The organism is Clostridium polynesiense (assembly GCF_000820705.1).
Lineage (GTDB): Bacteria > Bacillota > Clostridia > Clostridiales > Clostridiaceae > Clostridium_AA > Clostridium_AA polynesiense.
Genome location: NZ_CCXI01000115.1, coordinates 30,084 through 43,939, shown reverse-complemented (window position 1 = coordinate 43,939; position 13,856 = coordinate 30,084). Strand labels below are relative to the sequence as shown.

Sequence of the window (13,856 nt, the reverse complement as noted above, 5' to 3'; positions counted from 1 at the left end):
TTTTTAAGGAAGCACCCCAGGGGTAGCCCCATTTACTGTAAAATCCGACATAAATAGAGGAGAATCAAAGCAAAAGGGAAAAAACTTTATGTGTATGAAAAATAATTAGTTGAGAAAGGATTTAATTAGTAGGAATATGTATTACTGATATTATAGAAAAAACAAATTAATATTAGTATAATATTAATTAAGTTGGAAAATAATGTAAAATAAATTTGCTTATGGAGCGATGAATTATGTTCTAAATATGGTCACTTGGAATATAAGGAGCTAGTAGTGAATCCACCCATTTAGTATATATTTACTTGGGTGGCTTTTTATTTTTCTGAAGAACTAAGAGTTTTTATTTTTCAGGAGTATTAAGACATTTTAATTAATTTCTATGGCATATATTTTAAGGTAAAAATAATTAGATAAGGTGTTTGAAATGAAGAAAATATGCAAATCAAAGAAAATACATGAAACGAAGAAAATATGCACACCAAAGAAAATAAGTAAACCATTTAAGAGGCTGTTCATTGAAGCACTGTTTATAGCAATGTTCATAATCATGAATTTATCTATAGGAGTAAAGGCTGAAGAAGTAAGTTCTAAAGTTTATTTCTTAAATGAAAGTGGGCAAATTAATGAATCTCTTTTCAAAGATGATGAATATTTGTGCCCTGGCAGTAATATGGTTAAGGAATTTTATATAGTTAACAATAATGATTTTACCTGCAGCATTAAAAGCTTAAAGGTTGGAGGAAATTTGATTCAGGGGAGTGGGGCTGATAAAAACAGAGTTTTTTCAGATTCTCTCCATTTACAGATATCAGCGGAGAAAGATGGAATTAAATATTTAAATGAAAATGGTAAGCTCAGTAATTCAGGTTATAGAGAGTTTATGGACAATGTTCATATAAAGTTTTATGCAGAAAACATAGAGCTATTTAGTGGAAGTGCTGAGGATTTTTTAAAAGTGGATATTAAGCCAGAAAATCTAGACATCAAAGGAAGAGATAAAATAAAGCTTGTAATGGAGCTTTCTATGAAGGAAATGACGAACAACGAAGCGATGGATAAGGTATATATGTTTAATATTTTAACTAACCTCATAGGAGAAAATGCAAAAATTCAAAGCAGTGAATCCGGCAATTTAACCCAAACCGGAGGAATAATTAACACCAGATACATGATGATTGCCGGAGGAATACTTATAATTGTAGGCTTTATTCTGTTTCTTAATAAGAGGCTGGGGAGATAGTGATTAAAATCAATAAATTCTGTTGTAACTGAAAAGGTATGGATAAAGAGGTAATTACCTGAGTTTATCTCATAAAAAACTGAAGGTTTATATTCATTTAAGGTGGTGATAACTTGCTTCACAGCATTGCAGAGAATATCTCAGCCTTTAAAAAACTAGATAAGGAATCTGCTCTGATTTATATTTACAGATACTTTTCTCTGTTGGTTTCCAGTATTTTTTATCTAATAAGCGATTTGGGAACCTCTTTCAAGAACAAGCTTTTTGTTATTGTTCTAATGGCGTCGGCATCTGTTATCATGAATGAACTCTTTGCAAAAAGTAAAGAAAATAAGAGTATCGTAATAGTGCTGTCATGCTTGGACATTCTAGGAAATGTATTTATATTGATTCCTACAGGAGGCTTAACGAGCCCTTATATATGGCATTCTTTTAACACCCTTTTAATAACAATAAATTATCTTAACATATATTACACCGGAGCTATAGCAGCATTGTATGTATTATTTTCCTCTGAAATATATTCTTATTTTTCAAGGGGAAGGTTTATAAGCCTTTTAGAAATAATCAAAGAGGAGTATAACTTCATTCTTGCATATCTGTTAATAACCGCAGCAGCCTACGAGCTTTTAACACTTTTAAAGCATTTAGCCAGAGAGAGAAAAAGCATCCTTTCAGCAAACAATGAATTAATTGAAGCAAACTGTAAAATAAAATCCTCAGTAGAACATCTCATGTCGTTGTATAAGGCTGTTAACTATCTAAACCATGAAAGCAGCATCCACAGTGCATTAAAAATAATAATGGAATATTCTCACAGGATAATTAAAAGCAGCAGTATATTTTTATATCTCTTTATAGATGGAAATACTGAGGTATTTCATTGCTTATCAGATGACATTAATAAGGATAAGCTTCTTGCTGATATAAAGCGAAGATATTTTGATAAAAACCGTCAGAATGATGGACAGATATTCAGCCTCGGTGAGAGTGAGATAATCTGTTCCTTTATTTCCACTTCTCAAAATCAGTATGGATTTTTAGGCTTTCGAAGAGAAAAAAGCTTGATAAATAACAAATTTCATCTTAAGGAAGATTATGAAAACTCACTGCTTCAACTAAATCTATTGTGCGAAATCTGCAGCTTGGTATTGGAAAAAATAAATTTAGAGAAGATAAATAACCACCTCATATTAAGTCAGGAAAAAAACAGGATTGCAGAGGAAATTCACGATGGAGTATGTCAGAAGCTTTTTTCCATTTCCTGCTCCATTCAATGGGTGAAAAAAAAGCTCCCTGAGGAAAGCAAGGGACTTGTGGAGGAACTTAATTTCATAGGAAAAAGTCTTTCTGAATGTACAAAAGAGCTTAGGGAGGCTGTTTATGGATTAAGCTGGAGAAAGTTTGGAGAAAACATGTTTATGAAGGATTTGCATGAATACATATATAGTGTATCCAAGCTTCATAAGGTAAAAATAAACTTTATTCCCCAGGGAAGTGATGAGTTTATGATAGTTCAGGCAAAAAATGCAGTCTATAGGATAATATCAGAAGGGGTAAGTAATGCAATAAGACATGGACAAGCGGATTTGCTTCAAATTAATTTAAATATGTTTAGGGAAAATACAATTTTAATTATAAAGGACAACGGAAGGGGATTTCATTTACAGGGTGCTTTAAAGGATAAGTCCAAAGGATTGGGGTTAGAGAACATATATAACATGGTGGAATTTCTAGGAGGCAGAGTTAATATAGACAGCAATTCCTGTGAAACCATCATAAACATTAATCTACCAAATAAGATTCCAACCTGCATATCTTACTGTCAATCCTTATAAAATAATAGCTTCAGATTCTGATAAAATCCATATAATTGAAGTGTTCCGTTAAAGCGGGGTATTTTATTTTGATAGAAATCCCGTAAATCTTAATTACAAAGTATTATAAAAACAAAAAATTGATAATGCAGCTGTATGAAAAAATCACTTTTTTAAGAATATCAAGGAGGATACCTATGAATTTATTGGTAGTGGACGATCATCCTATGGTGAGAAAAGGAATAATGTCCATGCTTTCTGTGGAGGAAGAAAAATTTAATGTATATGAGTCCGCAAGCATAGGGGAAGCTTTAGAAGCTATAAGAAGACAGGCTATAGATCTAGTAATGCTGGATTTAAAGCTTGGAAATGAAGATGGAATGGAGATAATAACAAATACTAAAAATATAAATGGAGACGTAAAATACTTAATTTTGTCCTCCTACATTTCCGAAATGGATTTTATGAAAGGAGAAGCTTTGAATGTTCAAGGATATATGCTGAAGGATGCTTTTGCCGAGGATATAATCTATGCGGTTAAATCGGTGATGAGAGGGAAAAAGTATTATGATCCCTCCTTAATGAGGTATAGAAGGGAATCATCCAAAGAAGCTTTGAATAAAAGTCTTACTGACAGAGAAAAGGAAATTCTGCTGGAAGTGGGCAGAGGGTACAGCAACAGCTATATCGCCCATAAGCTGTTCCTTTCAGAAAGTACTGTTAAAAAGCATGTAAGCAGCATATTAAACAAGATGAATTTTAATCAAAGATCTGAAATAATTTATTATCTAAACAGCGTTAAAACAGGGGGATACTAAGAAAAAACTGAAATCCTCTATTTTTCAAATATTATTAAATCAGTAGGATACAAATCAGAAATGCTTTATTGTTCAATCAGTGTTTAATCAGTGGTGTGCTAATCAGAAATCTGAAATCCTCCACTATTGAAAAAGTTTTAAATCAATGGAAGACTAAATATTATTTAATAAGTAGGAGGATTGTCATATAGTCATGAAAATCCCTGCTTATATATCTATTAATCTTTATTTAATAATCGGAAGGGATGAGGGTTTAATGTACAAAAGGCTTGCGGACAGCTTAATACTAATGAGCTTAATATTTTTATATATCTTTGATAATGCTCCATGGATTTCTATAAATAAAAACGCTTATTATATATATTTGGGTAAGCCCCTTATGTGGCTTGCCCTATTTTTCATGCTGATTTTTCTTCCTAAACCAGTTTATATGGGGAAAAGCAGATATAAAAAATTTGTAAGGAGTTGGATTATATATTTAGGAGGATTTTATATTGCTTTAAAAATTGTAGGCGGCTTAATTCACGGATTTGGAAAAAGTCCTTATAATCTCAGTCCCTTTGGAATAATACAAAATTTATTTTTATTTTTTTCAGTTCTTATGGGAAGGGAACATGCGAGAAGCTATTTAATAAATAATCATGGGAAAAGCAAGGGAGGAAAAATTTTATTTAATTATAGAATTTTTATAATCACCTTTATATTTATTTTTATAAGTATACCTTTATCCAGAGTTTTTTCTATAAAAACAAGTTTTGATATTATTAGATTTGCAGGAGAATACCTACTTCCTCAGATATCCTTAAATATGTTTTGTACCTATTTAGTAATGCTTGGAGGAGCTGAATTCAGCATCCTTTATCTCGGAATTGTTCAGAGTCTGCAGTACCTAAGTCCTATTTTAGGAGATTTAAAGTGGATAACTAGCTCAATTATAGGAATCCTGGCTCCCATTTTCAGCTTTATGTTCCTTCAGTACGCTTATTTAAAAGAATCTAAGGAGATAAAAGCAAAGTTTTCAAAGAAAGAAAGGCCTTTAGGTTGGATAGCTACCTCATTTTTTTCCGTGATGATAATATGGTTTTTTGTAGGGGTATTCCCTGTGTATCCTTCTGTAATAGTTACAGGAAGCATGATGCCTATGATAAAACCCGGAGATATAGTAATTGTGAAAAAAATAAAATCTGAGGAAGTTAAGTTTAAGGATGTAGTGCAGTACAAGCAGGAGAATATCTATATTTTCCACAGGATGATAGACATTGTAGAGGAAAATAGCGCTGTAAAATACAAGGCAAAGGGGGATAATAATTCGGCACCGGATAGCGAACTTATTCTTCCTGAGGCTATCAAAGGTAAAGTAATAAAGGTTATTCCCAAAGCAGGCTTGCCAGCGCTTTTACTGAGAGACAAAAAGAATGAAGTTCCAAGGGAAAGAGTAGAGTTCTAAGCATTGCAGAGGATAACTATAGCAGAACGTTAAACAAATGAATTTCATGACATAAGGGAAAAGGGAGCTTCCTCAGAAGGCTTTAAGAGATTTATAAAGTCTGGTGAAATCCTTGGCAGATGGAGTTTTTTTATATTCATGTGTGGGAATCTTGAGAAGTTAATAGTTTCTGAATAAATGAGTGGACAATTTGATAATGTTTCTTTAATTTGTGTACAAGAGGATTATTCCTGTTTAATTTGTGGACAAGTTAATAGTTCCTGCAATGATAAGTGGATAAGTTAACAATCACGTTGCTAATTGTGTATAAATTAATTTCCACTTCTTAATGTGTGGAAAAGCCATAATTTCCTGCACAAGCATGTGGAAAGATTGAGGAGTCGCGTATAAATCCTTGCATAAGTTAACAATTACTTTACTGATTTATGGACAATTTGATTATGCATGTCCAATTTGTGGACAACTTAATAATCACTTTCAAAGATGTTGACATGGGAATAATATCTGCACTAATGATCGGACTAGTTAATATTAAATTAAAAGGATTTATTTTACCGATAAAGATTATATGAGTTCTCCAAAATTTATAAGTTTGGGGAACTTTTTGTCATATAAAACCAAAGCAATTAATCACTTCATTTCTATTTGATAAGACATTATATAGAAATTTACAGATATATAGAACTAAAGTACCATAAAACTGTGAACTTTAGTGAATAAAAGAGTATACCTTAGAGTGAAGTAATGAGTCTCCGCTGCTTATATAATTTTAATTGTGAGTTGGCTAGGGGAGTAGTCCCAGCAATTTGAATTAAAATTATTTTCTATTTTGAAAGGAGATTTCATATGAAAAAGGTAAAAGCTTTAACAGCTGCAGTGGTAGCTGGACTTATAACAGTAGGAGCAGGCTATGCATGGTGGACAGACAAATTAAACATTAACAGTACTGTTAATACAGGTAATTTAAATGTTAAATTTGTAGAAGCGAAGATAACCGATTATGACAAGGGCTATGTAAGCAATAAGGTTACTCTTGTAGATAAGCAGTTGGACTTCACTATCGATAATATATATCCAGGTGCTTTCGAAACCTTAAATGCAAAATTTGAAAACAACGGAACTATACCTGCTGTAGTTCACAATATTCTCGTAAATTCTAAATCAGTTAAAAATAATGATCTTTCTAAGCTTGTTCTTAAAGGTAACGTAGTTTGGGCAGATAAAGACGGAAAAGTAAAGGGAACTTATCCTGTTAACTCAAATGCAGCAGCTGTTGGCGGACTTATGAAAAATTACACATTAAAAATGGAACCCGGCGATACAGTAAAAATAAGCGATATGCAGATAATCCTTGATAAGGATGCTTCAGATGCTTATGAAAATGATACTATTACCATGAATTTCTCCCTGGATTTCAAACAGCATAACCAATAATTCCCCTGGCGGAGGTGTAAAGCCTTCGCTGTTTTAAAGTAAATATAAATAGATTATGTTAAGTAGGTATGAAAATCTGAATTAACATTGATAAATATAAATGGAGGGTAGATATATGAAGAAATCTAAAGTAATAGCGTCAGCATTAATGGCAGGAGTGATATTCATAGGAGCCGGATATGCAGCGTGGACAGATAATTTAAAGATAAACAGTACAGTAAAAACAGGAGAATTAAATGTAGAATTTGTTGACAAAGGAACCTTATTGCCAATAATATACCCTGAGTATATAAAACTAGAGGAAAATGGAGGGTACATGAAATCCTCTGTAACTCTTGAAAACAGTAAGACTATAAATGTGAAGCTTGACAATCTTTATCCTGGAAACGGGCTTCTGTACACAGCAAGATTTGATAATAAAGGGAGCATACCAGCGGTAATTGACAGGGTAGAGGTTAAATTTAATAAGGACAACAGTTTGCTAAAGGAAAAGTTGGTGGTAGCTGGGGGATATATCCAATCTAACAGTACTGGCAGCAAAATAAAGTTCGGCGCATTTCCAAATCTTAAGGATGGTCTAAAGAAAAAATATTATTTAAAAGATCTTGAAGAGAATTTAAATAAAATGCTGAAAGGTACTGTTATGCAGCCCGGTGATTTCATATGTATGGACATACCTGAAGAAAATAAGCAGGAAATTGCTGATATTTTAAATGAAGAAGGAATTAAAGGATTTAATCCGGAAAAGGACAACTGCGTAATAATGGGATTATCAGCAACTTCGGGAAACAACCTGAAAAATCAAAGTGCAGAATTTGAAATAAGGCTTCATTTCAAACAGCATAATCAGCAATAATGAACTATAAGAAGAAGTGATGGCTGTCTCGTAATAATTCTAAAAACAAAGGAGATGGGTCTGCATGAAAAAGATTAGATTTTTATTGCTTGTCATGACTCTTGCGCTTATGATGTCAGGAGTAGGATATGCAGCTTGGAGTGATAATTTAAATATACAGGGAATAATACGAACTGGTGAGCTGGATGTAAGATTTGCAGAGGATGACACAGGATTGGAAGTAAGAGGATCTAAATACGTGAACCCTTCCATGAGTATCATTGATAAAAGTGAAAAGCCTCATAACCTTCAGTTATCACTGGACAATATGTATCCAGGATCCTGGGCGATGTTTAAAATTAAGGGGATAAATAGCGGAACTATTCCGGCTAAATTTGAAAAAGTAAAGGTGGATTTTTCAGGTGATAAAAACCTGTTAAGCTATTTAAGCTTTGAAGGCGGGGTATCTATAGATACTCAGGGGGATGGGAAGATAGATAAAACTGCCTATTTTAAAGGACCTCTTTCAGATTTACAGGAGATTTTCAACAAAGCAATAGAAAAAGAGCTAAAAAATATCTCAATGAATCCTAAAAACAGCGGATATTTTCTACTGGGAGTTCCTGTGGAGAAAGCTTTAGACATAGAAAAGAAGGGGATTAAGGACGATTATATTATAATCAGAATGGATGAAAAAGCTCCTGATGAAATGAAGCAGAAGGCTCTTAATTTTAAACTGGAAATAAGCTTTAATCAGTATAATGATTAATATGATCAGGGATTATCCAGGATATTAATTACTACTATAATTTAAAATGACTTACAGAGCAGAGGTTTATATTTCTGCTCTTTTTTATGAAAAAAATCAAGATAAAGGTTCAATATTTCTGTACTTATATAAAGAAGGATACAGATCAAGGATTTGAGATTTGTGTACTTTATGTGAAAAAAGCAATAGAAAGATTTAATATTTATCTTATTTTTATGGAAAAAAATTCAAAATAAATATATAATAATATTTAGGTAAAAACTGGAAATGGTGTGGAGGATGGCATGAAGAAAAAATCAATTAACAAAAGTAACAGAAGGATTTTATTGATAATCTCTTTGACAGCGGTATCTTTAAGCGTCTTTGTTCTAATTAACACTATATTTAAAAATAAGTATATCAATAAAAATGAATCAGTATTGAGTTATGACCATGGAGTTTTGGTGAATTACAGCGTAAATCTTGTTCCGAATAATATTTATGAAAAGAATGTGCTTGGGGAAGGAAATGTTTATCTAACTGACTTTGTAGATCGAATTAACACCTCTTTATTTTATAACTTTAAGGGAGATAAGGTTGTAGATATCAAAGGGGAGTGCGAGGTTATAGCTGTAGTTGAAGGTTTTTTGAGCAACGACAAAAACAGTAAAAGCCTGTGGAGCAGAAGATTTACCCTTCAGCCTAAAACTGATTTCAGTTTCAGCGGTGAAGGCGGAGAGTTTAGAGGGGAACTTCCAATTAATATAAAAAGCTACAATGCTTTGCTTCAGCAGGCGGATAAAACCTTCAGCATGAATTTTATAGGTAAGCTTACAGTTATATGGAATATAAATATTGAAGGCAGCAGCAGTGAAGGAAAATTCAGAGAAAATTTAGCTCCTAAAATGGAGCTGCCTCTTAATGAAAAGTATTTTCAAATTACCAGTAACCTGTCTAAGCAGAAGGAAGGCAATCTTGAAAAAGAGGTACGGGTTATAAATCCAAAATTTTATTATTTTATAATTATGAGCTCCTGTGGAATTTTATCAGGACTTTTACTAGCTTTGTATTTACTATTTTTCACCCTGCCTAAAAAAGGAGAAAAACCTTCTGCAGAAAAAGCCTATAAGATATTAAAAAGCTGCGGGGATAAGCTGGTGGCTCTACGAGATGACTCCGTTGATGGATCGGAAGTAATAATAAGGGTTATGTCTATGGAGGACTTAATAAAGGTATCAGAATACTTGGACAAGCCTATTTTTTATAAGCATTCTTCAGATATTAAAAATATAACTTACTTCTACATAGTAGAAGGGAGAAAAATATATGCCTATTATATAATTTAGAAGATGTAAAAAAATGTAACCGCCCCTGGGGTGCTTCCTTAAAAAGGAAGCACCCCAGGGGCGGTTACATTTTATGTAAGTTTGCTGAAAAAACTACACTATTAAATATTAAATTTTAATTAAGGTATTGCCTTTTTTTATATTAAAGGTTACCATAAAAATATGATAAGGATTACACACTTATTCCAGTCGCCTTAAAAAGTTGAATAAAGTTTAAAAATTATACAATTGAGGTGGTGATAAAAACGGAAAAAGATTATTTTATTTATATTAATCTGGATGGGTTCGGGAAGTACTATTATGATCTAGCAAATAAATACGAAAATGGAACTCCGAATTTAAATGGTTTGATTAATGAAGGAACATTTTTCAGAAATCTATATACAGGTATTCCTTCCATAACCTTTCCTATGCAGAGTTCTATAGTAACCGGTGGCTACTCCAATCTTACAGGGAATTGTTATCAATATTTTGATAAGAAAGAAGGAAAACTGATTAAGTGTAATCATGATAATGAAGGGGAAACTATAGGGGAAGTTCTGAACACCCTTGATAAGCCTTTTGTGTCTATACAGCAGTTTGGACTTAGGGATAAAGGTTGCAGCTTTGATGATGACAAATTTGTATATTTTCAACCAGGAGGAAATTTTAAGGTAAGGTTTCAACTTCTTCAGGATATTATTTCAGGAAAAACGGTGAAGTCCAGAGAAAGAGAATATGTCTTTGAGTCTCTGCCTGAGTTTATATTTTTTTATGCAGATGATTTAGATGCCTTAGGCCATAACCCTGAGTACACAAGTTATGCTCCCAGCAGAAAGAAAGCCCTTACTGAAAATGACAGAATATCCTCTGTTGTAGAAAGATTAAAGGAAATTGACAATGAAATAGGAAAGCTTGTAGAAGCATTAAAATCCAAAGGGGTTTATGATAAAACCACTCTTTTAATAACCAGTGATCATGGAATGATTTCTTATAAAGGCAAGAGCTCCTTGCCAAAACTTATAAAAAAGTTAAATGATATGGGTTTTGAAAAAGTTACTTTAATTGACGAAAATTCCAGGGTATCAGGGAATATAAAAAAGAATGAGGTCATAATTGCTGGAACTGGGATTCAGTGCCAGACGTATTTTAATGAGGACATAGATTTAGATGAGCTTAAAATGGAACTGGATTCAGAAGATTATATAGAAAAATGCTTAACCCAAGAGGAACTGATAGAAAAGGGTATAAAGGAAGAATTTGCGGATATTCTCATTTCACCAAAGGAATTCATGCATTTTAATTTAGATATAAATAAGGACTTTATATTAGATGCTTCGCATGATTCAATCCATGAAAAATGCCAAAAGGTTTTTGGTGTAATTAAAGGTCCAAAAGTATGCAGAGGAAAGATTTATGAAGATAAAGCTTATAATATAGACATGATTCCTACTGCTTGTGCAATGTTATCGTTGCCATTAATGAAGGATACTAAGGGAAAAATCATAAAGGATATCATAATTTAATTACTTTTTTCACTGACAAAAGAAAGTAGGGGTTTTTTTGAGTAAAAAGGCTGATAAAGATACCATTAAGTATCTGAACAGACAAACAGTACTAAGAATAATAAGAGAGCATAATGAAATATCAAGAACTGATCTTACCGAGAAAACTAAGATGAGTCCAACAACAATATCAGCTATTACAGCAGATTTAATGGATGCTGGATTTATACATGAAATAAGGGTTGGAAAGTCCAGCGGAGGACGTCCACCGGTGATTTTTGGCTTGAATCCATCCTCTGCATCTTCTATTAATTTAAATGTAACACCTAAAGGAGCCTCGGTAAGCATTATAAATTTAGCAAATGAAATAGTCTATAAAAAAGAAATTATTTCATCTGTTTATAATGAAAGCAGTTTAGAACTTCTTTTAAATGAATCAATAAAAAACGCTTTGGAGAATTTTGAATATGATACAGAGTTAATTCAGGGGGTAGGAATCAGTTTTCCAGGCCTTATAGACTATAAAAACTGCAGTATTATATTTTCAGCCAGCCTTCATATAGAGAATTTCGATGTTAAAAAGGTGATAAGAGCTGTTTTAGATAGAAATATATATATATATAAGGATACTGATGCACTTCTTCTTGGAGAATATTACTTTGGCATAGACAAAAAATATCGGGATGTTATTTACATACTTGTAGATAACGGCGTAGGAATGTCTTATTTACACAATGGAAAGCTTTTTAGACTTCCTGAAGGGGGCTTTGAACTTGGACACTTAACAATTGATCCACAGGGAGAGCTATGCCGATGTGGAAATAGAGGATGTCTGGGCACTATGATTTCTAAAGTTCCTGCTCAAAAAAGATTAAGTGATATTCTGCAGAAAGGTATGGAAAGCAGAGTAGAAGAAATAAGCAGTTTAAAATATGAAGACATCATAAAGCTGTATTTAGAAAAGGATCCTGCCTGCAGCATAGTGATTGATGAGCAGATAAATCTTCTTGGAACTACTATATCAAACATTGTAAATATTTTTAATCCTCAGCTTGTGATCTTAGGTGGAGCTTTTTCATCAGGAGGAGAAGATATAAGAAATAGTTTAAAGCAGATTTTAGATAAAAAAGCCTTAAAAAGCTTTTCCAGCACTACGGAACTAAAACTTTCATCCTTTGGAATCAATTCAGCATTGTTAGGGATATCCCATGAGATATTTACTCATGAAGTTTATAAATTTATTGATTTAAAGTAGCAGTCAATTTAATCATTAATAAAATAAATAATTAAAATGTAAGCAATATTTTAAACAATAATTAAGGAGGAAGAATTTATGAAAGGTAAGAAAATTATTGGTCTAATGCTGTCAGTTATGCTGATAGGAGGGGTTGCTGCGGGATGTGGCAATAAAGGAGATGCTTCAGGATCAGCAGGGTCATCAGGAGGAAAAAAGACAACTATTACATATTGGCAGCACAGCAGTCAGGCCAGAGACAAAATGATGCAGGACCTGGCTAAGGAATTTATGGAGAAAAATAAGGACATAGAAGTTAAAATGGAATTTATTCCTGAAGACAGCTACTCCACTAAATTGATTTCTACCTTGGCAACAGACGCAGCACCAGATGTTATGCAGGTAGAATCAGGTATGATACCAAGGCTTGCAAAAGCAGGTTCAATTCAGCCATTAGATGAAAAAATATTATCTACTGAAAAGATATCAAGCGAATTTATTCCTGCTGCTGTAGACGGTCTTAAATATGAAGGAAAATATTATGGGCTTCCAACAGATACTCAAACAATTGTTCTGTACTGGAACAAGGATCTTCTTAAAGAAGCAGGATTGGATGCTGAAAAAGGGCCTAAAACCTGGGACGAACTCCGTGAATGGGCTGTAAAACTCACTAAGACCCAAAACGGCAAAATGACTCAATCCGGCTGGGGAGTAAAGGGTTATAATCCGGAAGTACAAGCCTTGATAGCTCAATACGGCGGTAAGATGGTAGATGAAAAGGGTAAATATATCTTTGCTGATGATCCAAAATCAGTAGAAGCTATTAAATTTATGGTGGACACCTATAAGAAGGATAAGGTTTACGATACTCAATTTATGAAAAACTGGGCTGGATTCAGACAGGGTAAAGTAGCTATGATGTTAGGACACCCTGCTATGTTTGGTAATTTAAAGCAGACTGCACCAAATGTTAACCTTGGAATGTCATTAATTCCTGCAAAAGATGGTAAAAACACTACAATAGTAACCTCATGGGCTTATGTAGCATCTAAAAAAGCTAATTCTGAAGCTGCTACAAAATGGATAGAGTTTTTAGCAAGCAAAGATGTTCAAAAGAAATGGACAAAACAAACCGGAGAACTTCCTACTAGAAAAGAGCTTATAAACGATGAGGAATTAACTTCCGATCCTCAAACAAAACTTCTACTATCCTCCATGGAAGATTCACAGGTAGGTTATCTTCAAATGGGAATTCTTAATAAGATATGGGGTCAATACTTTGATAAGATGATACTCACTGATGCACCAGTTGAGCAAACCTTACAAGATTTGCAGAAAGAGCTGAATACAGAAATTTCTAAAGACCTTAAATAGGTTAAAGCTTAAGGGAGAATGTCAGGTAAGGGGCAGTTAGATAAAAGCTATGGTACATGCTGCCTGACAGCTACAA

12 protein-coding genes and 1 riboswitch are annotated in these 13,856 nt (G+C 33.1%); all 12 genes read left to right on the top strand.

Features of this window, described 5'->3' with window-relative positions; all coding sequences use genetic code 11:
- Window positions 1-215 precede the first annotated feature (215 nt).
- A riboswitch (cyclic di-GMP riboswitch) is annotated at window positions 216-297 on the top strand.
- 130 nt (window positions 298-427) lie between these two features.
- The gene (locus tag TA89_RS11110) at window positions 428-1,243 is read left to right on the top strand and encodes a hypothetical protein (RefSeq protein WP_040213408.1); all 816 of its coding nucleotides are present in this window, start codon (window positions 428-430) and stop codon (window positions 1,241-1,243) included.
- A 113-nt stretch (window positions 1,244-1,356) separates the two neighbouring features.
- Complete coding sequence (locus tag TA89_RS11105; protein ID WP_040213406.1) at window positions 1,357-3,081, top strand: sensor histidine kinase; 1,725 nt, start codon at window positions 1,357-1,359, stop codon at window positions 3,079-3,081.
- A 176-nt stretch (window positions 3,082-3,257) separates the two neighbouring features.
- A complete protein-coding gene (locus TA89_RS11100; protein WP_040213405.1) occupies window positions 3,258-3,878 on the top strand; it encodes a response regulator in 621 nt (206 codons plus the stop codon).
- 193 nt (window positions 3,879-4,071) lie between these two features.
- Entirely contained in the window at window positions 4,072-5,325 is a 1,254-nt protein-coding gene (locus TA89_RS11095) for a signal peptidase I (protein WP_040213404.1), read from the top strand.
- A gap of 846 nt (window positions 5,326-6,171) precedes the next feature.
- Window positions 6,172-6,759, top strand: a complete 588-nt coding sequence (locus tag TA89_RS11090) for a YdgA family protein (RefSeq protein WP_040213403.1) — start codon at window positions 6,172-6,174, stop codon at window positions 6,757-6,759.
- Between the two features lie 115 nt (window positions 6,760-6,874).
- On the top strand, window positions 6,875-7,615 hold the full coding sequence (locus TA89_RS11085) for a hypothetical protein (protein WP_040213402.1): 741 nt from the start codon (window positions 6,875-6,877) through the stop codon (window positions 7,613-7,615).
- Window positions 7,616-7,679: 64 nt separating this feature from the next.
- Window positions 7,680-8,363, top strand: coding sequence for a hypothetical protein (locus TA89_RS11080; RefSeq protein ID WP_040213400.1), 684 nt, complete (start codon window positions 7,680-7,682; stop codon window positions 8,361-8,363).
- Between the two features lie 86 nt (window positions 8,364-8,449).
- Window positions 8,450-8,599 carry a hypothetical protein gene (locus TA89_RS18305; RefSeq protein ID WP_156120039.1) on the top strand — a complete coding sequence of 50 codons (150 nt, stop codon included), beginning with the start codon at window positions 8,450-8,452 and terminating at the stop codon, window positions 8,597-8,599.
- A 48-nt stretch (window positions 8,600-8,647) separates the two neighbouring features.
- Complete coding sequence (locus tag TA89_RS11075; RefSeq protein WP_040213398.1) at window positions 8,648-9,688, top strand: DUF5305 family protein; 1,041 nt, start codon at window positions 8,648-8,650, stop codon at window positions 9,686-9,688.
- 233 nt (window positions 9,689-9,921) lie between these two features.
- The gene (locus TA89_RS11070; protein ID WP_187119294.1) at window positions 9,922-11,193 is read left to right on the top strand and encodes an alkaline phosphatase family protein; all 1,272 of its coding nucleotides are present in this window, start codon (window positions 9,922-9,924) and stop codon (window positions 11,191-11,193) included.
- A gap of 37 nt (window positions 11,194-11,230) precedes the next feature.
- Window positions 11,231-12,427 (top strand): ROK family transcriptional regulator, encoded by a 1,197-nt coding sequence (locus TA89_RS11065; protein ID WP_040213396.1) that lies wholly within the window; start codon window positions 11,231-11,233, stop codon window positions 12,425-12,427.
- A gap of 78 nt (window positions 12,428-12,505) precedes the next feature.
- Window positions 12,506-13,780, top strand: a complete 1,275-nt coding sequence (locus TA89_RS11060) for an ABC transporter substrate-binding protein (RefSeq protein WP_040213394.1) — start codon at window positions 12,506-12,508, stop codon at window positions 13,778-13,780.
- The last annotated feature ends 76 nt before the right edge of the window (window positions 13,781-13,856 follow it).